Below are 25,050 nucleotides of genomic sequence, written 5' to 3' on the forward strand. Positions count from 1 at the left end.
CGTGGATCGCTTGAAGATCGAGCGCGTCGGAGGGTTTGCCGGCTTCGGCGGCCCTCACCTGAAGAGCCGTGGTGAAGTGGCGTTGTCGGATCTGTCGCCAGCCGATCAGCAGACGATGGAGCAGCTGTTTGCCGATCCGGGCAAGATCCCCGCCGCGCATCCGGGCCAGGCCGACGCGTTCACCTACAAGATCACGCGCGGCGCCAGGACGATCGAGGTCCCCGAGCACGCGGTCCCCGCGCCCGTCAGGAACAGCGTCAAGGATGTCCTGGAATAGGATCAGATTGGCGCCGTGATGAAGGAGACGCCGCCGCCGGATTCGCTCGCGGCCCGGGATGCCGCGGCTTCGACCGACCTTCAGGCCTACCGCGCCCTGCGCGCCGACCGCGCGCGATGGCTGCCGGTCGCACTCGATATCGCGCGCGGCCACGGTCTCGATGTCGGCGCGCCTCATGTGTTTGCGACGGGCACCAATCTCGTGGTCGGGCTCGGTGAGGGCCTGATCCTGAAAATCTTCCCGCCGATGCTGCGCGCGCAGTTCGTCTCAGAGCGCGGCTCGCTGACGCAGCTTAGGGGGCATCTGGATCTGCCGATTCCCGAGATCGTCGCCGAAGGCGAGCGTGACGGCTGGCCCTATCTCGTCATCACGCGCCTTGCCGGTACGCTCGGCTCGGAGGTGTGGCCGCAATTGCCGGAAGAGCAGAAGGAGCGCGTGCTGCGCCAGATCGGCGACACCATCGCCGCCGTGCAGCGCGCGCCGCTCGGTCCTCTCGCGAGCATCGAGCCGCGCTGGGACGCGTTCATGCGCGCCCAGATGCAGGGTTGCCGCGCGCGGCACGAGTGTCTCGGCCTTGCGCCGAAATTCCTCGCCGGTCTCGACGATCTCCTGCGCGACGCAGCCGAGCTGATTCCGATGGATGCGCCGCCGGTGATTCTGATCGGCGAATACATTCCGGAAAATTTCCTGCTCGCCTGCGATGACGGCGAATGGTCGCTGGCCGGCCTGTTCGACTTCGGCGACGTGCTCGCCGGCTGGCGCGACTACGATCTGCTCGGCCCCAGCGCCTTCATGGCCGCGGGCCGGCCGGGGAGGGTGCGCAGCCTGCTCGAAGGCTTCGGCTATGCCAGGCCGGACCACGCGCTGAAGCGACGGCTGATGGCCTTGATGCTGCTGCACCGTGCCAGCGACCTCAACAGCCACATCTGCCTCGAGGGCTGGCAGGACAAGGCGAAAGATCTGGTCGAATTGCAGGATCTGATCTGGGCGAGCTGAGCGCTCCGGCCGCACCTCTCCGTCATTCCGGGCTCGATGCTACGCATCGCCCCGGAATGACAATCGCCTCTCGAATGGGCTTCCATTTCTATCAGCTCAATTTCTGAGCAATCTCCTATCTTTGTATGCAAGCGGGGACATGGTCGCTTCCTGCAATATCCGGCGGAAATAGAAAATCATCAGATATTTCAGCATGTTGTCGCGAGCGTAACACCTCGTTAAGCCTTGGCACGAACCTTGCGAATCCAGTTCCAACCAGAAACCTCTGAGTTGGAGCATCCCGATGAAGCGCCGCGATTTCCTCAAATCCGTGTCCGGATTGGCCGCTGGCGCGGCGCTTCCGGCGATGCCGCAGGTGATCTCTTCGGCCTACGCCGATGCCCGCTCGGAGACGCTGCTGATCGTCTCGGAAGGCGGCCCCAACAATCTCGACATCCACGGCGTCGGCACCAACGTGCCCGGCTATGAGGTCTCGTGGAATTGCTACGACCGCCTGATCAGCCACGAGATGAAGAGCGGCCCCGGCGGCGTGCCCTATTACGACCGCGACAAGTTCAAGGGCGAGCTCGCCGAAGACTTCAAGATCGACGACATGTCGGTCACCTTCAAGCTCAAGAAGAACGCCAAATTCCACGACGGCGCGCCCGTCACGGCCAAGGACGTGAAGTGGTCGCTGGATCGCGCGGTGAGCGTCGGCGGCTTTCCGACCTTCCAGATGAGCGCGGGCTCACTGACCAAGCCGGAGCAGTTCGTCGTCATCGACGACCATACCGTGCGCGTCGACTTCCTGAAGAAGGACAAGCTGACGATTCCCGATCTCGCGGTGATCGTGCCCTGCATCGTCAACTCGGAGCTGGTGAAGAAGAACGCCAGCGAGAAGGATCCCTGGGGTCTCGAGTTCACGAAGCAGCAGACCGCGGGCTCCGGCGCCTACAAGGTGACGAAGTGGACCGCCGGCACCGAAGTCGTCATGGAGCGCAACGAGGATTGGGTCGGTGGTCCGCTGCCGAAGATCAAGCGCGTGATCTGGCGCATGGTGCCGCAGGCCGGCAACCGCCGCGCGCTGCTGGAGCGCGGCGATGCCGACATCTCCTATGAGCTGCCGTTCAAGGATTTCCAGGAGATGAAGGCGAACGGCAAGCTCAACGTGGTGTCGCTGCCGTTCTCCAACGGCATCCAGTATATCGGCATGAACGTGACCAAGCCGCCATTCGATAATCCCAAGGTCCGGCAGGCCGTCGCCTACGCGCTGCCCTATCAGAAGATCATGGATGCGGTGCTGTTCGGCCTCGGCAATCCCATGTTCGGCGCGCCCAAGGACAAGGCGACGGAAGTCGCCTGGCCGCAGCCGCACAAATACAACACCGACATGGAGAAGGCGAAGGCGCTGCTGGCGGAAGCCGGCTACGCCAACGGTTTCGAGACCACGATCTCGTTCGACCTCAATTTCGCCGGCGTCAACGAGCCGCTCTGCGTGCTGGTGCAGGAGAGCCTCGCGCAGATCGGCATCAAGACCACCATCAACAAGGTGCCCGGCGCCAACTGGCGCACCGAATTGAACAAGAAGGAGATGCCGCTCTTCACTAACGTGTTCTCGGGCTGGCTCGATTACCCCGAATACTTCTTCTACTGGTGCTATCACGGCAACAATTCCGTCTTCAACACCATGAGCTACAAGTCGGCGGAGATGGACAAGCTGATCGATGGTGCGCGCACTGCCGCCGCCACCGGCGACACCGCAACTTACGATGCCGACGTGAAGGGCTTCGTCGATCTCGCCTACACCGACATCCCGCGCATCCCGCTGTACCAGCCCTTCGTCAACGTCGCGATGCAGAAGAACATCAGCGGCTACCAGTACTGGTTCCATCGCAGGCTCGATTATCGCGCGATGGCGAAGGGGTGAGCAGGGCGAATGGTGAATGGCGAGTAGCGAATAGGGGGTGGCGAATGCAAATGGTTGGCTCTGAGAATCCATTCGCCACTCGCTATTCGCCATTCGCACAAGCGGAGCGCGCCCCATGCTGACCATGATCGGCAAGCGCCTGATGTTCGCGATTCCCTCGCTGATCGGCGTCGTCATCGTCACCTTCCTGCTGACGCGCGCGCTGCCCGGCGATCCCGCCGCGTACTTCGCCGGCCCCGCCGCCACCAAGGAAGCGGTCGAGCAGATCCGCAAGAAGCTGGGTCTCGACCGGCCGCTGATCGAGCAGTTCTTCCGCTACACCAACGATCTCGCCCATGGCGATTTCGGCAACTCGCTGACCACGGGCCAGCCGGTCGCCGCCGAAATTCGCAACCGCCTGCCCGCCTCCGCCGAGCTGACACTGCTCGGCCTGATCGTCTCGATCGTGATTGCCATTCCGCTCGGCGTGCTGGCTGCAACACGGCCGGGCTCATGGATCGATCATCTCTGCCGCGTCACGACGACAGCCGGCGTGTCGCTCCCTGTGTTCTTCACCGGCCTCGTGCTGGTCTACGTCTTCTATTTCCGCCTGGGCTGGTCGCCGGCGCCGCTCGGCCGTCTCGACGTGTTCTACAGCGCGCCGCCGACCGTGACCGGCTTCTATCTGATCGACACGCTGATCGCGCGCGACTTTGAGGCGTTCCGCTCGGCGCTGAGCCAGCTGATCCTGCCGGCGACGACGCTCGCGATCTTCTCGCTGGCGCCGATTGCGCGCATGACCCGCGCCTCGATGCTGGCGGTGCTGGCATCCGAATTCGTCCGCACCGCGCGCGCCAGTGGCCTGTCGCCGACGACCGTCATCGTCACCTACGCCTTCCGCAACGCCATGCTGCCCGTGATTACCACGCTCAGCATGGTGTTCTCGTTCCTGTTAGGGGCCAACGTCCTGGTCGAGAAAGTGTTCGCCTGGCCCGGCATCGGCTCCTATGCGGTGGAAGCGCTGATCTCCTCAGACTTCGCGCCGGTGCAGGGTTTCGTGCTGACCATGGCGGTCATGTACGTTCTGCTCAATCTCGTGATCGACATCTTGTACGGCGTAATCGATCCGCGCGTCAGACTCGAAGGCTAGGGGGACGAAATGAGCTCCGTTGCGCCTGCTGTTGAACCCGTCGGTCCCGCGCGGACCTCTGGACTCGCTGCCATCCTCGAACAGACCCGCTACGTCCTCAGCGAGAACAAGGTTACGGGCTTTGCCTTCGCGCTGCTGATCCTGATCCTGATAGCCGCGATCTTCGGCCCCTATGTGGTGCCCTACGATCCGCTAGCCTCCGACACCGCCGCCGCGCTGAAACCGCCATCCGCAGCGCACTGGTTCGGCACCGACCAGCTTGGCCGCGACATTTTCAGCCGCGTCATCGTCGCAACACGGCTCGACACGTTCATCGCGGTGGCCTCCGTCGCCCTGGTATTCTTGATGGGCGGCCTCGCCGGCATCGCTGCGGGCTATTTCGGCGGCTGGACCGACCGCATCGTCGGCCGCATCGCCGACACCATCATGGCCTTCCCGCTGTTCGTGCTGGCGATGGGCATCGTCGCGGCCCTCGGCAATACCGTGCAGAACATCATCCTCGCCACCGCGATCGTGAACTTTCCGCTCTACGCCCGCGTCGCGCGCGCCGAAGCGAACGTCCGCCGCAACGCCGGCTTCGTTCAGGCCGCGCGCCTCTCCGGCAATGGCGAATTCCGCATCCTGCTGGTGCATATCCTGCCGAACATCATGCCGATCATGATCGTGCAGATGTCGCTGACCATGGGCTACGCCATCCTCAATGCCGCCGGCCTGTCCTTCATCGGCCTCGGCGTCCGTCCGCCGACCGCCGAATGGGGCATCATGGTCGCCGAAGGCGCGGGCTTCATGGTCTCGGGCGAATGGTGGATCGCGCTATTCCCCGGCCTCGCGCTGATGATCGCCGTGTTCTGCTTCAATCTCCTCGGCGACGGCCTGCGCGACATTGTCGATCCGCAGCGGAGGACGTGATGGCGAACGTTCGGTCGAAATTCTCCAATGATTCTAATCACCGTTCTACTGTGCATGGGGTTGTTTTCGAACGCTTGAGTGACGTGAGGCCTGCATGACCGCCCAGCCGCTCCTCGACGTGCAGGACCTCACCGTCGAATTCACCACCCGCCGCGGCATTGTCAAAGCCGTGCAGCACGTCAACATCTCCGTTGCCAAGGGCGAGACGCTCGCCATTGTCGGCGAATCCGGCTCCGGCAAGTCGGTGACGTCCTACGCGGTGATGCGCATCCTCGACCGGGCGGGGCGGATCGCCGAAGGCTCGGTGATGTTCTCCGGCATTGACGTCAAGGCCGCGAGCGAAGACCAGATGCGCGATTTGCGCGGCCGCGAAGTCTCGATGATCTTCCAGAACCCGCGCGCCGCGCTGAACCCGATCCGGAAAGTCGGCGACCAGATCGAGGACGTGCTGCGCACGCATGTGCAGCAGGCCCAGGTCACAGATGGCGGCGAGAAGGCGATCGAGGCGCTGGAGCAGGTCAAGATCGCGCGCCCGCGCGAGCGCTACCATGCCTATCCATTCGAGCTATCAGGCGGCATGTGCCAGCGCGTCGTCATCGCGCTCGCGCTCGCCTGCAATCCGCAGCTGCTGATCGCGGACGAGCCGACCACCGGCCTCGACGTCACCACGCAGAAGGCGGTGATGGATTTGATCGTCGAGCTGACCAAGCGCCGTGCGATGTCGACCATCCTGATCACGCACGATCTCGGGTTGGCTGCCGCCTATTGCGATCGTGTCGTGGTGATGGAGAAGGGCCGCGTCGTCGAGACCGCCAAGGCCGCCGACATCTTTGCCAACCCCCAGCACCCCTACACGAAAAAGCTGATGCGCGCGACGCCGCGGCTCGGCGTGAGCCTGCGGGATCTGCTGCCGGAGGAAGAGGGCGCAGCCGTCATGGCCGGGCCTGACCCGGCCGTCCATCACGCTTCGGAAGATTCGTCTCGGTCGATGGACCCCCGGGTCAAGCCCGGGGGTGACGAGAATCCAAAGCCGCTCCTCCTCATCGACAAGCTCGTGAAAGAGTATCCCCGTCAGGGCGCCACCGCCGTGCTCGGCAAGCTCTTCGGCCGCAAGCCGCCTGTCGAGCCGGACGTGTTCCGCGCCGTCGACGGCATCAGCTTCTCGATCGGCCATGGCGAGAGCGTCGGCCTCGTCGGCGAATCCGGCTGCGGCAAATCGACGACCTCGATGATGGTGATGCGCCTCCTGGACCAGACCTCGGGCCTGATCCAGTTCGACGGCGAGGACATCTCCGGCATCGCGCCGTCAGCCTTCGCCCGCCTGCCGCAGCGCAGCCGGATCCAGATGGTGTTCCAGGATCCGACCGACAGCCTCAACCCTCGCTTCACCGCCGCCCGCGCCATCGCCGATCCGATTCTGCAGCTCGGCGACGTCAAGGGCCGCGACGCGCTCCGCGCCCGCTGCGAGGAACTGGCGACCATGGTCGGCCTGCCGCATAATCTGCTCGACCGTTTCCCGCACCAGCTCTCCGGCGGCCAGAAGGCCCGCGTCGGCATCGCCCGCGCCATCGCGCTGCATCCAAAGCTCGTCATCCTGGACGAGCCGACCGCGGCGCTGGACGTCTCGGTGCAGGCCGTGGTGCTGAACCTGCTTCAGGATCTCAAGCAGCGGCTAGGCATGAGTTATTTGTTCGTCTCGCATGATTTGAATGTGGTGCGCTTGCTGTGCGATCGTGTCATTGTGATGCGGACGGGACGGATCGTCGAAGAGGGTTCTTCCGAGCAGGTCTTGAGCGATCCGCAGGACGACTACACCAAGGAGCTGCTGACGGCGATCCCGCATCCGCCGTTGCCGGTGCACTGATTGTTGGGAGCGTGATGGCCGAACCCCTGGACGATTACATCGACGCCGTATCGAAAGCGCTGGCGCTGCCGGTCGAGGAGGCCTGGCGGCCGGCGGTGCGCGCCAATCTCGAAGTCTCGCTGCGGCTCGCCCGCCTCGTCGACGAACTCGCGCTGCCGGACGAGACCGAGCCGGCGCCGATCTTCACGGCCTGATGCTGCCATGACCACCAAGCCAGAGATGACGGCCGCGGAAATCGCGAGCGCGGTTGCGGCCCGCAAGATGTCGGCGCTCGATGCCACCGAGGCGGCCCTCGCGCGCATCAAGCAGCACGACAGTATTCTCAATTCCTTCACCGACGTCACCGCCGATCGCGCCCGCGCCAAGGCGCGCGCCATCGATGCCGACATCGCCGCCGGCAAGACAATCGGCCCGCTCGCCGGCGTCCCCTTCGCGGTGAAGAACCTGTTTGACGTTGCTGGCCTTCCCACGCGCGCCGGCTCGAAGATCAACCGCGACCTCGCGCCCGCCAGGCGCGACGCCACGCTGATCGAGCGCATGGAAGCCGCCGGCGCCGTGCTGGTCGGTGCGCTCAACATGGGCGAATACGCCTACGACTTCACCGGCGAGAACGTCCATGACGGCCCCTCGCGCAACCCGCATGACACTACGCGGATGACCGGCGGTTCCTCTGGCGGTTCCGGCAGCGCTGTCGGCGGCGCGCTGGTGCCGATCGCGCTCGGCTCGGACACAAACGGTTCGATCCGCGTGCCGTCCTCGTTCTGCGGTATCTTCGGGCTGAAGCCGACCTATGGCCGGCTGTCGCGGGCGCGCTCGTTCCCGTTCGTGGCAAGCCTCGACCACCTCGGCCCGTTCGCGCGCTCCGTCACCGATCTCGCGCTCGCCTATGACGCGATGCAGGGCCCTGATGCCGACGACAGTGCCTGCACGACGCGTGGGCTGGAGCCGACGCTGCCGCTGATCGCCAATCCGGTCTCGGATCTGCGCATCGCGATCGCCGGCGGCTATTTTCAGAACAACCTCTTTCCGGAAGCCGTCGAGGCGGTCAGCCGCGTCGCCAAGGCGCTTGGCGCAACGCAAGTGGTCGATGTTCCCGAAGCCGCGCGCGCCCGCGCCGCGGCCTATGTCATCACCACCACCGAAGGCGCCTCGCTGCATCTCGATCGCCTGCGCAAGCGTCCCAACGATTTCGATCCGGCCGTGCGCGATCGCCTGATCGCAGGCGCGATGGTGCCGGCGTCCTTGGTCGACCGCGCGCAAAAATTCCGCCGCTGGTATCGCGGCCAGCTCGCCGAGATCTTCAAATCCGTCGATGTGCTGCTCGCGCCGGCAACGCCCTGCACCGCGCCGAAGCTCGGCCAGGTGAACTTCAATCTCGACGGCGTCGAGCTGCCGGTGCGCGCCAATATCGGTATTCACACTCAGCCGATCTCGTTCATCGGCCTGCCGGTGGTCGCGGTGCCGGTGCCGCTCGAGCCGATGCCGATCGGCGTGCAGATCATTGCCGCGCCCTGGCGAGAGGACATCGCGCTCCGCGTCGCGCACGCACTGGAAAAGATGGGCGTCGTATCCGCGCCCGCGCCGAGAGGATTGTGAAATGGAGATCGATCTCCCCGAGGTGATCGCGGAAGTCAAAGCCGCGTTCGAGCGCTATGAGCAGGCCCTCATTACCAATGACGTCGCCGTGCTCGGCGAATTGTTCCGCAATGATCCCCGCACGCTGCGCTACGGCATCGGTGAGAACCTCTATGGCTATGAGGCGATCTCCGGCTTCCGCGCCGCGCGCTCGCCGGTCGGCCTCAACCGCCGCACCACGAAAACCGTCATCACCAGCTATGGCCGCGACACGGCCGTGGCCTCCACCCTGTTCTATCGTGACACGGCTCCCGGCAAGGTCGGCCGGCAGATGCAGACCTGGATTCGCTTCCCGGAGGGCTGGCGCGTCGTCGCCGCCCATGTCAGCATCATCGACGAGTCGAACGAGACCTGACCGCATGACGCTTGACGATCTTCCGCCCGGGACACTGCCGGCCGAGCCGGTGGTGCCCCGCGTCGACCGCGCACTTCCGTCGCTGCAGAAGGTGACGCGCGCCGAGGAATTGCGTCTCCAGCTCGCCGACGAGATCGTGCGCGGAACTCTCGCGCCCGGCGCGCCGCTGGATGAGACCGACATCGCGCGGCGATTCAGCGTCTCGCGCACGCCGGTGCGCGAGGCGCTGCGCCAGTTGGTGGCGAGCGGCCTCGTCGAAGCGCGTGCTCATCGCGGCGCGGTGGTGGCGCAGCCCTCGATCGAGCGTCTCAAGAGCATGTTCGAGGCGATGGCCGAGCTCGAGGCGCTTTGCGCCGGCCTTGCCGCCGAGCGCATGTCCGCGGCCGAGCGTCACGGTCTCGAAGCCATCCACGAAGAGCTGCGGGTGCTGAGCTACGCCGGCAATCCCGACCGCTTCCACGAGGTCAACGAGCGCTTCCACAACGCGATCTATGCGGGATCGCAGAACGGCTACATCGCCGAAATCACGCTGGCGACGCGCGTCCGCGTGCAGCCGTTTCGCCGCGCCCAGTTCCGCAATCTCGGCCGATTGGCCAAGTCGCAGGCCGAGCACGACCGCGTCGTCGTCGCCATCATGCGCGGCGACAAGCAGGGCGCCGCCGCCGCCATGCGCGCGCATATCGAGCTGGTGCGCGGGGAGTATGAGATTTACGCGGTGTCGGTGTAGGCCGAAGGCGGATGCCGCATACTCGGTGTCGTCCCCGCGAAAGCGGGGACCCATAACCACAGGCAGTGGTGTGAGGCAAAGCTCCCACTCCGAGTCTTCGCCAAACCACTCCCTGTGGTTATGGGTCCCGGATCGGCGCTCCGCTTCGCTGCGCTTGTCCGGGACGACAGTCTTTATGAAGCTCGCGCCGTTCACACGCGCTATGCCGTCGCCTTCTCCGCCATGAACTTCCGCCAGCCGCCATATGCCGTGATGTCCCGCGCCTCGCCGAGCACCTCCGGCTCGACGAGGAACCCCTTCACGCTGCGGCCGTCGGCGAGCCGCACCGTGCCGATCGCCATCGGCGCCGGAATCGCATTCACGAACTTGCCGAACGCAGCCGCCGAGAGCGACCAGATCTCCAGCTCGATCGACGCACCCGTCCCGGCCGCGACGCGCAGCATGCCCGGCTTCGGCGGCGTGGTCTTGAGCGCATAGAGCTTGTAGTCCGGCGCAGTCTTCGTCGCCTCGATCAGCTTGGCGTTCAGCGCCGTCAATTCTCCATTCAGCGCCATGCCGGAGAGATGCGCGCCGACCACGGCGATGGAGATCTCATCGTCACCGCTTGCCGGCAGCGGTGCGAGCGGCGCCTGCGCCACGCCCTTGGCGCCAACGGTCAGCTTCGTATCCGCATGGAACACGCGTCCAATGCTTGCAAGCATAGCGTCGCGCCCTGCCGGCGCGAGCAGCGTGATGCCGAACGGAATGCCGTCGGCGCGCATCGCCGCAGGCACGGCGAGACCGCAGAGGTCGAGCAGATTGACAAAATTGGTGTAGGTGCCGAGCCGGCTGTTGAGCTCGATCGGATTGGCCAGCACCTGCGCCGTCGTATAGGCGGTCGGCGCCGTCGGCAGCACCAGCGCGTCGATGTTGGCAAACGTGCGCTCGGCGATCTTGCGCAGGCCCTGCAAACGGTATAGCGCGGAGAAAGTCTCCGCCGCAGACAGCCGCGCGCCGGCCGCGGTGATCTCGCGTGTTACGGGATGAATTGCATCAGGCGCGGACGCCAGCAGATCCTTGATCACGAGATAGCGTTCGGCGACCCAGGGACCTTCGTAGAGCAGCCGCGCCGTCTCGTAGAGGGGCTCGAGATCGAACTCGACCAGCGTTGCACCCAGCGCGGTCCAGCGCTTCAGCGCGTCGGCATAAGCGGCCTCCGCCTTCTTGTCGCCGAAGAAGATCAACTGCCCGTTGCGCGGCACGCCGAGACGCAAGCTGGCGGGGAGCGCCGTGATCGCGCCAAGCGGCCGGTCGCGCGAGAACGGATCGGCCTGGTCCGGCCCGGCCATCACTGACAGCGCGAGTGCAGCGTCGTCCACCGTCAGCGCGAAGACCGAGATGCAGTCGAGCGTGCGGCAGGCCGGCACGAGCCCTGCGGTCGAGATCATGCCGAGGCTCGGCTTCAGCCCGACGATGTTGTTGAGCATCGCCGGCACGCGACCTGAGCCGGCCGTGTCAGTCCCCAGCGACAGCGGCACGAGGCCAGCGCCAACGGCGACCGCCGATCCCGAGCTCGATCCGCCGGGAATCAGGTCCTCGCGGATCGAGTTCTTTGGGATGCCGTAGGGCGAGCGCACGCCGACGAGGCCGGTTGCGAACTGGTCGAGATTGGTCTTGCCGATGATGATCGCGCCGGCGGCACGCAAGCGCTCCACCGCGGTCGAGTCGTGCGTCGGCGTGTACGAGAAGGCGGGGCAGGCCGCTGTGGTCGGAAAACCAAGCGCGTCGATATTGTCCTTCACGGCGACCGGTACGCCATAGAGCGGCAGGTTAGCTGCATCCTTCGCGGCCAGCCTCTCGGCCTCTGTGATCGCGTCCTTCTCGTCGCGCAGGCTGATGAACACGGCGGGATCGTTGTGGTCGCGGATGCGCTGATAGGTCCGCGCGATCGTCTGCGCCGGCGTCATCGTGCCCGCGCGATGCGCGGCCACGATCGCGGCGATCGTTTCAGGCTGCTCAGCCCCCATGGTCGCAAAACTCCGGCAACTTGTCTCACCCGGATTGAAGCAAGCGATGTGCCATTGTGTACAATATCCGGGCAGCGCAGTCGCTCCGGATATTATCGTGAGATCAGTGACTTGGTAGCTAGGCTGATAGGCGGGCAGACCGCCGTGCCAGCGCCCTGTAGCGAGCATTTGCCTAGATCATGGGCAGTCTTGATCAGGTGAAGTCAGCGAGGATCCGGAGCAGCCGCTCCCGGTTCTCCTTGCCGATCCTGGCCTCGACATTCCGCTCGTGCTCGGCGGCGAGCCGCTTGAATTTTGCCAGCGCGGTTTCTCCCTGCGACGTGAGGTGCAGGGCGTGCGAGCGCCGGTCCGCCTTCGATTTGACCCGCTTCACCAGCTTGCGCTGTTCGAGGCTGTCGAGCAGGTGCACCAGCCGGGCACGCTCGATGCCGAGGCGTTTCGCCACCGCCATCTGCGACAGGCCCGGATTGGCGCCGATCACGGTCAGCACCGAATATTGCGTCGGGCGGATGTCGACCGCGCGAAGCGTCCTGATGAAGTCCTGAAAGATCCAGATCTGGAAGCGCCGCACCGCGTAGCCGGCGTGCCCGACCAGGGCGTCGAGGCCGATCTCGTCCGCGTCGATCAGCCGCGCGGTGCCGTTGCCGGCGCGTTTGCGGGGAGAGGTCGTGGCTGCGGTGGCTGTCACGTGGGGTCTCCTGCCGCTCAACCTTAGCGCCCCGACTGCCAGAGCGGGAGATTGTTGTTGACGACAACAATTGCCCTGCCCAACATTATGGCCAAAGCAGCCCGGAACGAGGCTGCGACCGATCCGGACGTCCGGGCGAGGAGGAGACCATGACCGCCACCCGCGGTGACGCCACAAGCCTGTTCGCAACGCCAAAAACCGTCGCCGAGCACCGCGCCGACGGCAGCATCGTGCTGCGCTCGCCCGAGCCCTTGCGCGACAGCGCGCGCTGCATCGGCGACTGGCTGGAGCAGTGGGCGCGGCTGACGCCTGACACCATCTTCCTCGCCGAGCGGGACAGCGCCGATACGCCCTGGGCCACCATGACCTACGCGGGTGCCCTGCGGCGAGTCCGTGCGGCGGCGTCCTGGATTCTGGCGCAAGACCTCAGCGCGGAGCGTCCCGTCGTCATCCTCTCCGACAACAGCATCGATCATGCACTGCTCGCGCTGGCCGCCCAGCATGTCGGCGTTCCCTCGGCCGCGATCTCGCCGGCCTATTCGCTGATGTCGAAGGACTTTGACAAGCTCAAGAGCATGATCTCGCTGCTTCAGCCGGGCGCGATCTATGTCTCCGCGACAAAGCCGTTTGCCGCGGCGCTGGCCGCGATCAAGCCGCTGCACAACGCGCACATCATCAGCGGCAATGCTGGTGATGCCGATGCGCTCGCCTTCCGCGATATCGCGGCAACGCCCGAGGCGGGCGATGTCGAGAAAGCCTTCGCCGCCGTGACGCCCGATACCATCGCAAAATTTCTGTTCACGTCAGGCTCGACCGGCACGCCGAAAGCCGTCATCAACACCCAGCGCATGCTGACCTCCAGTCAGCAGGCCAAGGCGCAGACCTGGACTTTTCTCGAACAAGGCCGCGATGATCTCGTCATCCTCGACTGGCTGCCCTGGAGCCATACCTTCGGCGCGAACCACAATTTCAACCTCGTGCTGCGTAACGGCGGCTCGCTCTATATCGACGGCGGCAAGCCTGCGCCCGGTCTCTTTGCGACCTCGCTCGCCAATCTGAAAAGCGTGATGCCGACGGTCTATTTCAACGTGCCGCGCGGGTTCGACATGCTGATCGCGGCGCTGCGCGGCGATGAAGAGCTGCGCCGCCGCTTCTTCAGTGAGGTGAAGTTCGCCTTTTATGCCGGCGCAGCCTTGCCGCAGAATCTCTGGGATGCGCTCGAGCAGCTCTCGATGGAGACCGTCGGCCGCGCGCTGCCGATGGTCTCGGCCTGGGGCTCGACGGAAACGTCACCGCTCGCCACCGACTGCCATTTCCTGGCCGAGCGCTCCGGCAATATCGGTGTGCCGATCCCGGGCACTGAGCTGAAGCTCGTCACGTCGGGCGACAAGCTCGAGGTGCGCGTGCGCGGCCCCAACGTCACGCCGGGCTATTGGAAGGCGCCCGAGCTGACAAAGCAGGCCTTTGACGAGGAAGGCTTTTACCTCATCGGCGATGCCGTGAAGCTTGCCGATAGCGCGCGGCCGGAGCAGGGCCTGTTCTTCGACGGCCGCGTCGCGGAGGACTTCAAGCTCAATTCCGGCACCTGGGTTAGCGTCGGCACGCTGCGCGTCGCCGGCATCGCCGCGCTGGCGCCGCTCGCGCAGGACATCGTCGTGACCGGCCACGGCGGCGACGAGGTGCGCTTCCTGGTGTTCCCGAACGTCGCGGCGTGCCGCGCCCATGCCGGTTTGCCCGAGACGGCAGGCGTGAATGACGTGCTCGGACACGAGAAGGTGAGAGTCGCGATCGCGCAGGGCCTCGCAAGACTGAAGCAGCAGGGCGCAAACTCCTCCGGCCACGCCACTCGCGCCCTGTTGCTCGCCGAGCCGCCCTCGGTGGATGGCGGCGAAATCACCGACAAGGGCTACATCAATCAGCGCGCCGTGCTGACGCGGCGGGCGGATGCGGTGGCGCGGCTGAACGATGATGTGTCCGGAGCGTGGGTGGGGCTGTAGCGGTCGACGCAATAAAAGCTCTCGTGCCCCGGGCGCAGCGCAGCACGCAGTGTTGCGCTGCTGAGCCGGGGCCCATCTCTCATAGCGCGTAGCTGCATGGGTCCCTGTGTCTTGGAAGTCTGTCAGGATGGGTTGGGCGGGAAGCCGTTGGGTCCTTGGCGCTTGACGCCGTGAGCCGGCTCGGTATGATGCGTGACAGAAAGCCGTACCTGAAAGCCAACCCAACATAACAGTTGCCGGCTCTGCGCAGCACGTTTCACGCTGCAGCGCCCGGGACACGCGAGTGGGGCAAACTACGCCAGCCATCCTGCCGCAATATCTTGCCTGATTCTTTTGTTGCCTAAGCAACTAATTTGTGCGAACCATTCCGGCCAAGGACGACGGCGGGGGAACCGCCGCGTCTGATCCTGGAGGAAACGATGCGCGGCCGGAATGGTGCCGTCGGCAAATGCCGGCGCATGCCTGGGAATGACGGGGGATGGCGCCCGGCGTGCGGCCTGTCAGGTCTCGGTGCCGCCGGTCACCGCGCCGAGATTCTCGTGCAGGCGGCGGACCAGGCCGATCAGCACTTCGCGCTCGTCCTTGTTGAGGCAGGACAGCAGGCGCCGTTCGCGGTCCAGCGCCGCGACGATCACCTTGTCATGGGTGGAGCGGCCCTTTGCCGTCAGCGAAATCGAATGGGTGCGGCCGTCGTTGGGGTCGGTGCGGATCGAGACCAGCCCGCGCTTCTCGAGCCCCGCCAGCGTCCGGCTCACCGGACCCTTGTCAAATCCGATGACGTGGCAGATGCGCGAGGCCGGAATGCCGGGCTCGATCGCCAGCAGCGACATGATCCGCCATTCCGTGACGTTGACGCCGAACTGCCGCTGGTAGAACGCGGTCGCGCTGTTCGACAGCTTGTTGGCGATGAAGGTGATGAGAGCCGGGACGTAGCGATCGAGGTCGAGCGTCGGTCCGGCTTCGACGGACGCGGGTCTTGGGCGGGATCGGGTCGAAGGCGTCGGCATGTCGGGATTTTGACTCGCAAGCTGCCTTGAGACCTAAGGGCATGCGGCCGCGTTTCACAAGATCAAAGTGAGGGAGGACTTCAATGAGCGCAATCGGCTCCCCAGCGGCGAGTGGTTCATCGGCCGTCCCGCATCTCGACGTCGATCCGTTCGACATGAAGTTTTTTGCAGATCCCTATCCCACACACGAGCTGCTGCGGGAGACGGGACCGGTGGTCTATCTCGACAAGTGGAACGTCTACGGCGTGGCGCGCTATGCCGAGGTCCATGCCGTCCTGAACGACCCCGCCACCTTCTGCTCCAGCCGCGGCGTCGGCCTGTCCGACTTCAAGAAGGAGACGCCATGGCGGCCGCCGAGCCTGATCCTGGAGGCCGATCCGCCGGCGCACACCCGCACCCGCGCGGTGCTGTCGAAGGTGCTGTCGCCGACCGTGATGAAGCAGGTGCGCGATCGCTTCGCTGCAGCGGCCGAGGAGCGGGTCGACGCGCTGCTGGACAAGCGCAGCTTCGATGCGATCACGGATCTCGCGGAGGCCTATCCGCTGTCGATCTTTCCGGATGCGCTCGGGCTGAAGCCGGAGGGGCGCGAGCATCTCATTCCCTACGCGAGCGTCGTGTTCAACGCATTCGGCCCGCCCAACCAGTTGCGCCAGGAGGCGATCGAACGTTCGATGCCGCACCAGGCCTATGTCGCCGAGCAGTGTCAGCGTGACAATCTCGCGCCCGGCGGCTTCGGCGCCTGCATTCATGCGCAGGTCGACGAAGGCGCCATCACGGCGACCGAGGCTCCCCTGCTGGTGCGCTCGCTGCTCTCTGCCGGTCTCGATACCACGGTCAACGGCATCGGCGCAGCGGTCTATTGCCTCGCGCGCTTTTCCGATCAGTGGCAGCGCCTGCGCGATGATCTCTCGCTGGCGCGTGGCGCCTTCGAGGAGGCGGTGCGGTTCGAGAGCCCGGTGCAGACCTTCTTCCGCACGACGACGCGCGATGTCGAGATCTCCGGTGCGCGGATCGGCGAGGGCGAGAAGGTGCTGATGTTCCTCGCCGCCGCCAATCGCGATCCGCGGCGTTGGGACAAGCCTGATAGCTACGACATCACCCGCCGCGCCTCCGGCCATGTCGGCTTCGGTTCCGGCATCCACATGTGCGTCGGCCAGCTCGTTGCCCGTCTCGAAGGCGAGGTGATGCTGACTGCGCTGGCGCGCCGCGTCGCAAAGATCGAGATCACGGGCGAGCCGAAGCGCCGCTTCAACAACACGCTGCGCGGGCTCGACAGCCTGCCTGTCACCGTCACCCCCGCCTGACGAGGAGTTTCATGTCTGCCATCACCTTCATTCATCCCGATGGAAAGTCCGACCGCGTCGAGACCTCAGGCGGCGAAAGCGCCATGCAGGCCGCGACCCGCCACGGCCTCGACGGCATTTTGGCGGAGTGCGGCGGCAATGCCATGTGCGCGACTTGCCACGTCTATGTCGACGAAGCCTGGCTGGCGCGTCTGCCCGCGGTCGCCGACGACGAGGACGCGCTGCTCGACGGCACCGCGGCCGAGCGGCTGCCGAACAGCCGGCTGTCCTGCCAGATCGCGATCACGCCCGCGCTCGACGGGCTCGTGCTGAGACTGCCGGAGCGGCAAGTCTGACGCTCAAGGATCTAATTTTCAAAACATAGGCCGGCAACGACCGGTGCGACATCCAAAGGGGAGGGAACGATGAAACATCTGAAGTGGACGCTTGCGCTGGCCGCCAGCCTGATGGGCGGAGCGGCGAGCGCCGAGATCTCGGACAACGTCGTGCGCGTCGGTGTGCTCAACGACATCTCCGGCATCTTTCAGGACACCAATGGCATGGGTTCGGTCGAGGCCGCGCGCATGGCGGCGGAGGATTTCAACGGCGGCGGCAAAGGCATCAAGGTCGAGATCGTCTATGCCGATCACCAGAACAAGGCCGACGTCGGCAACGCCATCGCGCGCAAATGGCTGGATGTCGAGGGCGTCGATGCCATCGTCGACGTGCCGAACTCGGCCGTCGGCCTTTCGATCAACACGCTGCTGCGCGACAGCCGCATGACCTTTTTGGCGTCATCCACGGCAAGCTCGGATCTCACCGGCAAGGCCTGCTCGCCGAACACCATTCAGTGGGTCAATGACGCTTGGGCGACCGGGAACACTACCGCAGCCGCGATGATGTCGCGCGGCGGCAAGGATTGGTATTTCCTCACGGTCGACTACGCACTCGGCAAGGGCATCGAGGCTGAAGCGCAAAAGTATATCGAGGGCCACGGCGGCAAGGTGCTTGGCTCCTCGAAACATCCGCTCGGCACCTCCGACTTCGCCTCCTTCTTGTTGCAGGCACAGGGCTCGAAGGCGCAGGTGATCGGCCTTGCCAACGCCGGCGGCGACACCATCAACGCGGTGAAGCAGGCCGCCGAGTTCGGCATCCAGCAGGGTGGGCAGAAGCTCGTCGCCTTCCTGCTCTTCATCAACGACATCCACGGTATGGGCATCAAGGTCGCGCAAGGCCTCCAGCTGATGGAAGCCTTCTACTGGGACATGAACGACGATACCCGCGCTTTCGCAAAACGTTTCGCCGCGCGGCCCGGCATGAACGGCAAGATGCCGAGCGGCAACCAGGCTGGCGTCTATGCCTCCACGCTCGCCTATCTCAACGCGGTTGCGGCGACTGGCAGCGATAATGCCAAGGACGTCGTGCCCGAGATGAAGAAGTTCAAAGGCAAGGACAAGCTGTTCGGCGACACCACGATCCGCCAGGACGGCCGCGTCGTGCATCCGATGTATCTGTTCGAGGTGAAGAAGCCGGAGGAGTCGAAATATCCCTACGACTACTACAAGCTGGTCTCGACGATTCCCGCGGATCAGGCCTTCCGCCCGCTGGCGGAGGGCGGGTGTGACCTGGTGAAGTAGGGGCCGCTGGCGCGATCCTCCTTCACCTCTCCCCGCTCGCGGGGAGAGGTCGGATCGCTCTTGCGATCCGGGTGAGGGGGTACAGGTCTTACGTCCAAGCCACCCACGGAGAGAGGCCCCTCACCCCAACCCTCTCCCCGTAAGAACGGGGAGAGGGAGAAGAGTCATCCCACCACCTTGCTTGACCCCTGCGTGATCAGCCGCGCCGCGCGCTGGTCTCGCGCGTAGATCCACAGCCAGCTCAGCGCGACGCTGAGGCGGTGGCGCAGGCCAATCAGGAAGTAGATGTGGGCGATGCCCCAGATCCACCACGCGATGGTGCCGCGCAGCTTGACCTTGCCGAAATCGATCACCGCGAGCCGCTTGCCGATCTGGGCGAGGCTGCCGGCGTGCTTGTAGCGGAACGCGCCCTTGTTCTCGCCGCGCAGGCGCGCCTTGATGGTCTCGGCGACGTGACGGCCCTGCTGCTTTGCCGCCGGCGCGATGCCGGGCACCGGCTTGCCTTCCCAGGCATTGATGCTGACGGTGTCGCCGATCGCAAAAATCTCGGGATGGCCGGGAATGGTGAGGTCGGCCTCGACCTCTACGCGCCCGGCGCGATCGGCTGGCGCACCGAGCCATTCCGCAGCGGGCGAGGCGCGCACGCCGGCGGCCAGATCCGGGTCGTTTGCCTCGAGCAGCTTGCCGCCGAACACAACGCCCTCACGGTTGATCTCGGTGACGGCCTGCCCGAGCACGACCTCGACGCCGATGTTCTCCAGCGAGGCCTGCGCATAAGCGGAGAGATCGTCAGCAAAGCCCGCGAGCACGCGCGGGCCGGCCTCGATCAGCACCACGCGCGCCTTCGTCGTGTCGATGTTGCGGAAGTCGGCGGGCAGGGTGTGATGCGCCATCTCGGCGATGGTGCCGGCAAGCTCGACGCCGGTCGGGCCGGCGCCGACAATCACGAAGGTGAGCCGCGCGGCGCGCTTGGCCGGATCGGTCTCGCGCTCGGCGCGCTCGAACGCCACCAGGATGTGGCGGCGCAAGGTGGTGCCGTCCTCCAGAGTCTTCAGGCCGGGTGCCCATGTCTCCCACTCGTCGTGACCGAAATAGGCGTGGCGCGCGCCGGTCGCGAGCACCAGCGTGTCTAGGGCACCTCGCTGCCGTCGTCGATCAGCACGCAGCGGCGTGCGGCATCGACGCCGCTTACCGTAGCGAACAGTGTCGTCACTTCGCGCCGGTCGCGCATCAGGTGCCGGATCGGCCAGGCGATCTCGCTGGTCGCGAGCGAGGCCGTCGCAACCTGGTAGAGCAGCGGCTGAAACAGATGATGGTTGCGGCGGTCGATCAGTGTGATCTCGACCGGCGCGCCCGCGAGCCGGTAGGTCGTCTCCAACCCGCCGAAGCCGGCTCCGACGATGACGACGCGATGCGGTGTCGTGGTCATGATGCGCCCTCGAATCTAGCTGCTCTCTTCCTTCATTTAAGTGCGGATCGGGCGCCGCGGTCCAATAGCCGTCATCAATCGTCGCATAGGCCGGATGTATCGATCGGCCGCGAAAAAGCGCCGCAGGCTCGGCCAGGCCTTGGCCGAAGTGAGTAGAATTATATTTCTTGCCATCGGCGATTGGGGCGAAATATGGTGCAGGGGCGGGCGCTGAGCCATTGGCGGCGCGACAGATTTTGCGTTCAATAGAGACTGGCCCGGGGCGGCGATCACCCCGTTTCCGGGATCAATAATAAGGAGGGGAGTGGTTATGAGGACGGCATTCTGGCTGGCGGGCGCAGCGGCGCTGGTGCTGGCGAGCCCGGCATTCGCCGGCGACACCATCAAGATCGGTTTCGTTTCGACCTTCAGCGGCCCGACCGCCGTAATCGGCAACGACATGCGCAACTCGTTCGAGCTGGCGCTTGATCACCTCGGGCGCAAGATGGACGGCAAGCCGGTCGAGGTGATCTACGAGGACGACGGCCAGAAGCCTGACGTGGGCAAGCAGAAGACCGAGAAGCTGGTGCAGTCCGACAAGGTCGATTTCATCGTCGGCTACATCTGGTCGAACGTGCTGCTGGCCTCGCTCAAGACCGCGGTGGACTCGAAGACCTTCCTGATCTCGGCCAATGCCGGCCCGTCGCAGCTCGCGGGCGAGCTCTGCTCGCCTTACGTGTTCTCGACCTCCTGGCAGAACGACCAGACGCCCGCCGCCATGGGCCTCTACATGAACCAGAAGGGCGTCAAGAGCGTGTTCCTGATCGGCCCGAACTATGCGGCCGGCAAGGACATGCTGGCGGGCGTGAAGAGCACGTTCAAGGGCGAGATCAAGGGCGAGGAATACACGGTGTGGCCGAGCCAGCTCGACTTCTCTGCCGAGCTTTCGAAGGCGCGCGCTTCGGGCGCGGAGTCGATCTTCGTGTTCTATCCCGGTGCCGCCGGCGTGCAGTTCCTCAACCAATATGCGCAAGCCGGCCTGAAGAGCACGATGCCGCTCTACACCGCCTTCACCGTCGACGAGCTGTCGCTGCCGCTGCAGAAGGAGAACGCCCTCGGCGTCCCCGGCGCGCAGGAATGGGTCAACGACCTCCCCAACGAGCAGAACAAGCGCTTCGTCGCCGACTACCGCAAGAAGTACACCGGTCTCCGCCCGACCTATTACGGCGCACAGGCCTATGATGCGGCCCAGCTGATCAACAGTGCGGTCGTCGCCGTGAAGGGCGACACCAGCAAGAAGGACGCGATGAAGGCCGAGATGGAAAAGGCCAACTTCAAGTCGCTGCGCGGTGCGTTCAAATACGGCAACAACCACATCCCGGTGCAGAGCTTCTACCTCCAGGACGTGGTGAAGGATGCCGAAGGCCAGCTCGCGCTGAAGACCGTCGCCACCATCGTCGAGAACGACCAGGATCGCTTCCACGACAAGTGTCAGATGAAGTAGCTACGAGCGACGCTCTCTCTTCCCCTCTCCCCGCAGGCGGGGAGAGGTAAAGGACCTTACACCCTCGGCATGCTCGCGGGCCGCACCTCGCGGGCCTGCGCCGCGAGCCTGATGCCGGCATTGGCCGCGCCAAAGCCCTGGTAATTCCTGCGTTCGACGATCTCGAAGAAGAAGCGCTCATCGAAGATGTGGGTGTAGACCTGGAAGAACTCGCCGTCACCCTCGCGGTCGTAGAGGATGTGGTTGGCGCGCAGCTGCGCCATCAGCTCGGGGGCGAGATCGTATTTGGCTTCGATGTCGTCGTAGTAGTTGTCGGGGATGTCCAGGAAATCCGCGCCGCGCTTGCGCATCTCCGCCACCGTCGCGAAGATGTCGTTGCAGGAGAACGCGACGTGCTGCACGCCTGAGCCGAAGAACTCCGAGATGAAGCGCGCCGGCAGCGTCCGGTTGGCAGAGGAGCCGTTGAGGACGAAGCGCAGGCTCTGGTCGGCGTTGATGATGGCCTGGCTTTGCACGAGGCCGCGGGGGTCGGCGATCTCCATCTGCGGCAGCCGCTTCAGGTCGAGGATGCCGGTGTAGAACAAGAGCCACGACAGCATCTCGTCATAGGGCATCGACTGCGCGATGTGGTCGACGGCGAGCAGGGCATCCTTGGCGGCATCGCTCGCCACCGGCTCGAAATCTGTGTCCCAGTTCTTGCCGGCCTGGTCGAGGAAATACAGGAGACTGCCACCAACGCCGTGGATCGCGGGAATCTCCAATTCGCCGGGACCGACCGGCTGGTAGAACGTCCGCGCCTTCAGCGTCTCGGCGCGCTGCATGGCAAGGCCGGCATTGTCAACGTCGAGCGCGATGGCGCAGACGCCGGGGCCGTGTGTGACGTAGTGCGAATGCGCAAAGCCGTCGGTCTCGCAATTGATCACGAGCTCGACCTTGCCCTGCGACCAGCGCTCCACCGCCTTGCTGCGATGCTTGCCGCTCTTGCGGAAGCCGAGCTGCGAGAACAGGCGGGCGAGGTCGCCGGCCTTGGTCTCATTGACGGCAAACTCGATGAACCCGGTGCCGCCGCTTTTCGCTTTCGGTGCCAGCGGCTCGCCGGCGAACTTTGGCCAATCCGGCGCGAGCTGGTCCTCCAGCAGGATCAGCGAGCGCAGGCCGTCCACCGCGGTCTGTGCGGCCGAGCCGGCGCGGAACTGGTCGTTGAAGATCTCCAGCGACAGCGGCCCGGCATAGCCGGTCGCCGCGATCGCCTTCATGAACTCGCCGACCGGCAGGTCGCCCTGGCCGGGGAAGGAGCGGAAGTGCCGGCTCCACGACAGGATGTCGAGCTCGAGTTTTGGTGCGTCGGCGAGCTGCACCAGGAAGATCTTGTCGCCGGGGATCGAGGCCATCGCGCGAACCGGGAAGCCCGGCGCCAGCGCGTGAAAGCTGTCGAGGATGACGCCGATCGCGGGATGATCGGCGCGGCGCACGATCTCCCAGGCATCGCGGTAGTCGTTGACATGGCGGCCCCAGGCCAGCGCCTCGTAGCCAACGCGCAAGCCACGCTTGGCCGCCTGCTCGCCAAGCTCGCGGAAATCATCAGCTGCGCGGTCGATGCCGCCGAGCGAGGCGGGCGACACGTTCGAGCAGATCAGCAAGAGATCGGTGCCGAGCTCCTGCATCAAATCGAACTTGCGCATCGCGCGGGCAAAATTGCGCGTACGCTGCGGCTCCGGCATGCCCTCGAAATCGCGGAACGGCTGGAATGCGCAAACCTTGAGATTGAGATCGCCGCAGAGCTTTGCGATGTCGCGCGGGCCCGAACCGAACGACAGCAAATCGTTCTCGAAGATTTCGACCTCGTCGAAGCCGGCTGACGCGATGGCACGGAGCTTTTCGTCCAGCGCCCCTGAGAGAGAGACGGTCGCGATCGAGCGCTTGTTCATGCTGCCTGCTCCATGATCCGCCCCGGTGAGATAGTCTGGCCCGTGCGCGCGGCCTCGGTGACGGCTTCGACGACGGCGAGCGTTCCCATCGCGTCCTCGGCTGAGATCAGCGGCTGTTCGTGGCCGGCGATGACCGCGCAGAAATGGCGGAGCTGCTCGACCAGCGGATCGAAGGCAGGCGGCGCAACGCTCTCGCGCGACAGCGGCGCGTACCAGCCGGGCTCTCGCACATAGGACCACAGCTCCATATTCGGCACGGACAGCGATCCCGCGGTGCCGGAGAAGATGTAGCAGGGCTGATCCTGCTTGGGGTATGCAGCGTTCTCGCCCGAGGAGAGCTCCCAGCTCCACGGCGCCGGCGTCGTATCCGATACGGTGACGGTCCCCAGCGCGCCACTTGCAAAGCGCAGCAGCAGCGCTGCGGTGTCCTCGACGGTAAATCCGCGCGCCTTGTTCGAGGTCAGCGCCTGCACCTCGGCGATCTCGCCGCAGATGAAGCGGAGATTGTCGATGTCGTGGATGAGGTTGATCAGCAGCGGTCCGCCGCCTTGCTCGCGCCGCCAGGCCACCTCGAAATAATCGTCGGGCTTTTTAAGTAGCCATAGGCCGACCACGGCGGTGAGCTGGCCGAGCTTGCCGGTCGTCACCGCCTCGCGTGCGGCCTTGATGATCGGATTGTGCCGGCGGTGATGACCGACCAGCATCGGCACACCGGTGCGCTTGATCGCGGCGCAGAGGCGCTGCGCGGTGGCAACGGTCTCAGTCACCGGCTTCTCGATCAGCGCCGGCACGCCCGCCGCCGCGCAATCGAGCGCCATCGGCAGGTGCAGCGTGTTAGGCGAGGCGATGACGAGGCCGTCGGGCTTCGCTTGTTCCAGCAGCGCGCGGTGGTCCGCATACCAGGGCACGCCGTGCGACCGCGCATAGTCCTTCGCGGCCGGCGAGGGGTCGGCAATGCCTGACAGCACGCAATCCGGCGATGCCGCGATCAATTCGATATGGCGGCGGCCGATCAGGCCGGCGCCGGCGACCGCGATGCGCATTCGCGCGCTCATGCCGCACTCTCCTCCATCGCGCCGCCGAGGAAGAGCTGGCCGATGCGGGGATCGTTCAGGATGCGGTCGGCCTTGTCGACCATGCGGGTCTGGCCGAGCTCGAGCACGATGCCGAAATCGGAGATTTCCAGCGCCGAGCGCGCGTTCTGCTCGATCATGAGGATCGTGACGCCGCGGTCACGCAGGCTTTTGAGGATATCGAAGGTCTGCTGCACCATCAACGGCGACAGGCCGATCGAGGGCTCGTCGATCAGCACCAACTTCGGTTCGAGCAGCAGCGAGCGGGCGATCTCGAGCTGCTTCTGCTCGCCGCCCGAGAGCGTCGAGGCCTGCTGTGTCGATTTGCGGCGCAGTGCGGGAAACAGGTCGAGCGCGGCCTCTATCCGCATCGGCAGGTCGATGCCTTTCCCGGCGGCGACGCCGCCGAGCTCGATATTGTGGCGCACCGACAGCTCCGGAAAGATGTTGCGGCCCTGCGGCACGTAGCAGATGCCGGCGTTGAGCAGTGCGCGCTGGCTCAAATTGGTGACGTCGCGGCCGGCGAAGTTGATCTTGCCCTCGCGCAGCTTCAGAAGGCCGAAGATCGCCTTGAACACCGTCGATTTGCCGGCGCCGTTCGGGCCGATGATGGTGGTGATGGTCGCCTGCGGCACGGCGAAGCTCGTGCCGTTCAAAATCGTCATCTTGCCGTAGCCGCCGACGAGATTGTGAACCGACAGGATCGGGGCGCTCATGGCTC

The 25,050-nt window shown here is 65.3% G+C and carries 21 protein-coding genes and 1 pseudogene; 15 read left to right on the forward strand and 7 right to left on the reverse strand.

Annotation, left to right across the window (positions count from 1 at the left end):
• Window positions 1-10: 10 nt before the first annotated feature.
• The 10 genes from FOM02_RS03105 (at window position 11) to FOM02_RS03150 (ending at window position 9,798) form a co-directional block, all read left to right on the forward strand.
• On the forward strand, window positions 11-277 hold the full coding sequence (locus FOM02_RS03105; RefSeq protein WP_027563176.1) for a protealysin inhibitor emfourin: 267 nt from the start codon (window positions 11-13) through the stop codon (window positions 275-277).
• Between the two features lie 18 nt (window positions 278-295).
• Window positions 296-1,273, forward strand: coding sequence for an aminoglycoside phosphotransferase family protein (locus FOM02_RS03110; RefSeq protein WP_027563175.1), 978 nt, complete (start codon window positions 296-298; stop codon window positions 1,271-1,273).
• A gap of 283 nt (window positions 1,274-1,556) precedes the next feature.
• Window positions 1,557-3,179, forward strand: coding sequence for an ABC transporter substrate-binding protein (locus FOM02_RS03115; protein ID WP_027563174.1), 1,623 nt, complete (start codon window positions 1,557-1,559; stop codon window positions 3,177-3,179).
• 115 nt (window positions 3,180-3,294) lie between these two features.
• Window positions 3,295-4,308 (forward strand): ABC transporter permease, encoded by a 1,014-nt coding sequence (locus FOM02_RS03120; RefSeq protein WP_027563173.1) that lies wholly within the window; start codon window positions 3,295-3,297, stop codon window positions 4,306-4,308.
• 9 nt (window positions 4,309-4,317) lie between these two features.
• A complete protein-coding gene (locus FOM02_RS03125; RefSeq protein ID WP_027563172.1) occupies window positions 4,318-5,217 on the forward strand; it encodes an ABC transporter permease in 900 nt (299 codons plus the stop codon).
• Window positions 5,218-5,311: 94 nt separating this feature from the next.
• On the forward strand, window positions 5,312-7,081 hold the full coding sequence (locus FOM02_RS03130) for a dipeptide ABC transporter ATP-binding protein (RefSeq protein WP_265441443.1): 1,770 nt from the start codon (window positions 5,312-5,314) through the stop codon (window positions 7,079-7,081).
• A 14-nt stretch (window positions 7,082-7,095) separates the two neighbouring features.
• Entirely contained in the window at window positions 7,096-7,275 is a 180-nt protein-coding gene (locus tag FOM02_RS03135; protein WP_027563170.1) for a DUF4089 domain-containing protein, read from the forward strand.
• Window positions 7,276-7,282: 7 nt separating this feature from the next.
• Window positions 7,283-8,677 (forward strand): AtzE family amidohydrolase, encoded by a 1,395-nt coding sequence (locus FOM02_RS03140; RefSeq protein ID WP_027563169.1) that lies wholly within the window; start codon window positions 7,283-7,285, stop codon window positions 8,675-8,677.
• Window position 8,678: 1 nt separating this feature from the next.
• Complete coding sequence (gene hpxZ / locus FOM02_RS03145; RefSeq protein ID WP_027563168.1) at window positions 8,679-9,071, forward strand: oxalurate catabolism protein HpxZ; 393 nt, start codon at window positions 8,679-8,681, stop codon at window positions 9,069-9,071.
• Between the two features lie 4 nt (window positions 9,072-9,075).
• A complete protein-coding gene (locus FOM02_RS03150; RefSeq protein ID WP_027563167.1) occupies window positions 9,076-9,798 on the forward strand; it encodes a GntR family transcriptional regulator in 723 nt (240 codons plus the stop codon).
• Window positions 9,799-9,998: 200 nt separating this feature from the next.
• Here the strand turns inward: FOM02_RS03150 and atzF are convergent, their stop codons facing one another.
• Together atzF and FOM02_RS03160 are read right to left on the reverse strand one after the other, a co-directional pair.
• Window positions 9,999-11,804: an allophanate hydrolase gene (atzF, locus tag FOM02_RS03155; protein ID WP_027563166.1), complete on the reverse strand. Its 1,806-nt coding sequence runs from the start codon at window positions 11,802-11,804 to the stop codon at window positions 9,999-10,001.
• Window positions 11,805-11,997: 193 nt separating this feature from the next.
• A complete protein-coding gene (locus FOM02_RS03160; RefSeq protein ID WP_265441444.1) occupies window positions 11,998-12,492 on the reverse strand; it encodes a MarR family winged helix-turn-helix transcriptional regulator in 495 nt (164 codons plus the stop codon).
• Between the two features lie 149 nt (window positions 12,493-12,641).
• On the opposite strand from FOM02_RS03160, the gene FOM02_RS03165 reads away from it, so the two are divergent.
• A complete protein-coding gene (locus tag FOM02_RS03165; RefSeq protein ID WP_027563164.1) occupies window positions 12,642-14,489 on the forward strand; it encodes a feruloyl-CoA synthase in 1,848 nt (615 codons plus the stop codon).
• 500 nt (window positions 14,490-14,989) lie between these two features.
• Here the strand turns inward: FOM02_RS03165 and FOM02_RS03170 are convergent, their stop codons facing one another.
• The gene (locus tag FOM02_RS03170; protein ID WP_027564122.1) at window positions 14,990-15,496 is read right to left on the reverse strand and encodes a MarR family winged helix-turn-helix transcriptional regulator; all 507 of its coding nucleotides are present in this window, start codon (window positions 15,494-15,496) and stop codon (window positions 14,990-14,992) included.
• A gap of 83 nt (window positions 15,497-15,579) precedes the next feature.
• Between FOM02_RS03170 and FOM02_RS03175 the strand changes: the two genes are divergently transcribed.
• From FOM02_RS03175 to FOM02_RS03185, 3 genes are all read left to right on the forward strand, one after another.
• Window positions 15,580-16,800: a cytochrome P450 gene (locus tag FOM02_RS03175; protein ID WP_027564123.1), complete on the forward strand. Its 1,221-nt coding sequence runs from the start codon at window positions 15,580-15,582 to the stop codon at window positions 16,798-16,800.
• Window positions 16,801-16,811: 11 nt separating this feature from the next.
• Window positions 16,812-17,135 carry a 2Fe-2S iron-sulfur cluster-binding protein gene (locus FOM02_RS03180; protein WP_027564124.1) on the forward strand — a complete coding sequence of 108 codons (324 nt, stop codon included), beginning with the start codon at window positions 16,812-16,814 and terminating at the stop codon, window positions 17,133-17,135.
• 69 nt (window positions 17,136-17,204) lie between these two features.
• Window positions 17,205-18,416, forward strand: a complete 1,212-nt coding sequence (locus tag FOM02_RS03185) for an ABC transporter substrate-binding protein (RefSeq protein WP_027564125.1) — start codon at window positions 17,205-17,207, stop codon at window positions 18,414-18,416.
• A 164-nt stretch (window positions 18,417-18,580) separates the two neighbouring features.
• Here FOM02_RS03185 and FOM02_RS03190 read toward each other — a convergent pair.
• Window positions 18,581-19,845 (reverse strand): annotated as a pseudogene (locus FOM02_RS03190) (NAD(P)/FAD-dependent oxidoreductase).
• Window positions 19,846-20,155: 310 nt separating this feature from the next.
• Between FOM02_RS03190 and FOM02_RS03195 the strand changes: the two are divergent.
• Window positions 20,156-21,328 (forward strand): ABC transporter substrate-binding protein, encoded by a 1,173-nt coding sequence (locus FOM02_RS03195; RefSeq protein ID WP_027564127.1) that lies wholly within the window; start codon window positions 20,156-20,158, stop codon window positions 21,326-21,328.
• 56 nt (window positions 21,329-21,384) lie between these two features.
• On the opposite strand, the gene FOM02_RS03200 is transcribed toward FOM02_RS03195, so the two are convergent.
• The 3 genes from FOM02_RS03200 to FOM02_RS03210 are packed head-to-tail and all read right to left on the reverse strand — an operon-like array spanning window position 21,385 to window position 25,045.
• Window positions 21,385-23,256, reverse strand: a complete 1,872-nt coding sequence (locus FOM02_RS03200) for a bifunctional sugar phosphate isomerase/epimerase/4-hydroxyphenylpyruvate dioxygenase family protein (protein WP_027564128.1) — start codon at window positions 23,254-23,256, stop codon at window positions 21,385-21,387.
• Complete coding sequence (locus tag FOM02_RS03205; RefSeq protein WP_027564129.1) at window positions 23,253-24,311, reverse strand: Gfo/Idh/MocA family protein; 1,059 nt, start codon at window positions 24,309-24,311, stop codon at window positions 23,253-23,255. Before FOM02_RS03205 ends, FOM02_RS03200 begins: the two co-directional genes overlap by 4 nt.
• Window positions 24,308-25,045, reverse strand: a complete 738-nt coding sequence (locus FOM02_RS03210) for an ABC transporter ATP-binding protein (protein WP_027564130.1) — start codon at window positions 25,043-25,045, stop codon at window positions 24,308-24,310. Before FOM02_RS03210 ends, FOM02_RS03205 begins: the two co-directional genes overlap by 4 nt.
• Between the last annotated feature and the right edge of the window lie 5 nt (window positions 25,046-25,050).

It is taken from the genome of Bradyrhizobium sp. SEMIA (assembly GCF_014844175.1).
GTDB lineage: Bacteria > Pseudomonadota > Alphaproteobacteria > Rhizobiales > Xanthobacteraceae > Bradyrhizobium > Bradyrhizobium arachidis.

What these genes read in the sequence shown, in the direction of transcription:
- FOM02_RS03110 (WP_027563175.1), top strand. Translation starts at nt 296, where the DNA reads ATGAAGGAGACGCCGCCGCCGGATTCGCTCGCGGCCCGGGATGCCGCG.
- FOM02_RS03115 (WP_027563174.1), top strand. Translation starts at nt 1,557, where the DNA reads ATGAAGCGCCGCGATTTCCTCAAATCCGTGTCCGGATTGGCCGCTGGC.
- FOM02_RS03120 (WP_027563173.1), top strand. Translation starts at nt 3,295, where the DNA reads ATGCTGACCATGATCGGCAAGCGCCTGATGTTCGCGATTCCCTCGCTG.
- FOM02_RS03125 (WP_027563172.1), top strand. Translation starts at nt 4,318, where the DNA reads ATGAGCTCCGTTGCGCCTGCTGTTGAACCCGTCGGTCCCGCGCGGACC.
- FOM02_RS03130 (WP_265441443.1), top strand. Translation starts at nt 5,312, where the DNA reads ATGACCGCCCAGCCGCTCCTCGACGTGCAGGACCTCACCGTCGAATTC.
- FOM02_RS03135 (WP_027563170.1), top strand. Translation starts at nt 7,096, where the DNA reads ATGGCCGAACCCCTGGACGATTACATCGACGCCGTATCGAAAGCGCTG.
- FOM02_RS03140 (WP_027563169.1), top strand. Translation starts at nt 7,283, where the DNA reads ATGACCACCAAGCCAGAGATGACGGCCGCGGAAATCGCGAGCGCGGTT.
- hpxZ (WP_027563168.1), top strand. Translation starts at nt 8,679, where the DNA reads ATGGAGATCGATCTCCCCGAGGTGATCGCGGAAGTCAAAGCCGCGTTC.
- FOM02_RS03150 (WP_027563167.1), top strand. Translation starts at nt 9,076, where the DNA reads ATGACGCTTGACGATCTTCCGCCCGGGACACTGCCGGCCGAGCCGGTG.
- atzF (WP_027563166.1), bottom strand. Translation starts at nt 11,804, where the DNA reads ATGGGGGCTGAGCAGCCTGAAACGATCGCCGCGATCGTGGCCGCGCAT.
- FOM02_RS03165 (WP_027563164.1), top strand. Translation starts at nt 12,642, where the DNA reads ATGACCGCCACCCGCGGTGACGCCACAAGCCTGTTCGCAACGCCAAAA.
- FOM02_RS03170 (WP_027564122.1), bottom strand. Translation starts at nt 15,496, where the DNA reads ATGCCGACGCCTTCGACCCGATCCCGCCCAAGACCCGCGTCCGTCGAA.
- FOM02_RS03175 (WP_027564123.1), top strand. Translation starts at nt 15,580, where the DNA reads ATGAGCGCAATCGGCTCCCCAGCGGCGAGTGGTTCATCGGCCGTCCCG.
- FOM02_RS03180 (WP_027564124.1), top strand. Translation starts at nt 16,812, where the DNA reads ATGTCTGCCATCACCTTCATTCATCCCGATGGAAAGTCCGACCGCGTC.
- FOM02_RS03185 (WP_027564125.1), top strand. Translation starts at nt 17,205, where the DNA reads ATGAAACATCTGAAGTGGACGCTTGCGCTGGCCGCCAGCCTGATGGGC.
- FOM02_RS03195 (WP_027564127.1), top strand. Translation starts at nt 20,156, where the DNA reads ATGAGGACGGCATTCTGGCTGGCGGGCGCAGCGGCGCTGGTGCTGGCG.
- FOM02_RS03200 (WP_027564128.1), bottom strand. Translation starts at nt 23,256, where the DNA reads ATGAACAAGCGCTCGATCGCGACCGTCTCTCTCTCAGGGGCGCTGGAC.
- FOM02_RS03205 (WP_027564129.1), bottom strand. Translation starts at nt 24,311, where the DNA reads ATGAGCGCGCGAATGCGCATCGCGGTCGCCGGCGCCGGCCTGATCGGC.
- FOM02_RS03210 (WP_027564130.1), bottom strand. Translation starts at nt 25,045, where the DNA reads ATGAGCGCCCCGATCCTGTCGGTTCACAATCTCGTCGGCGGCTACGGC.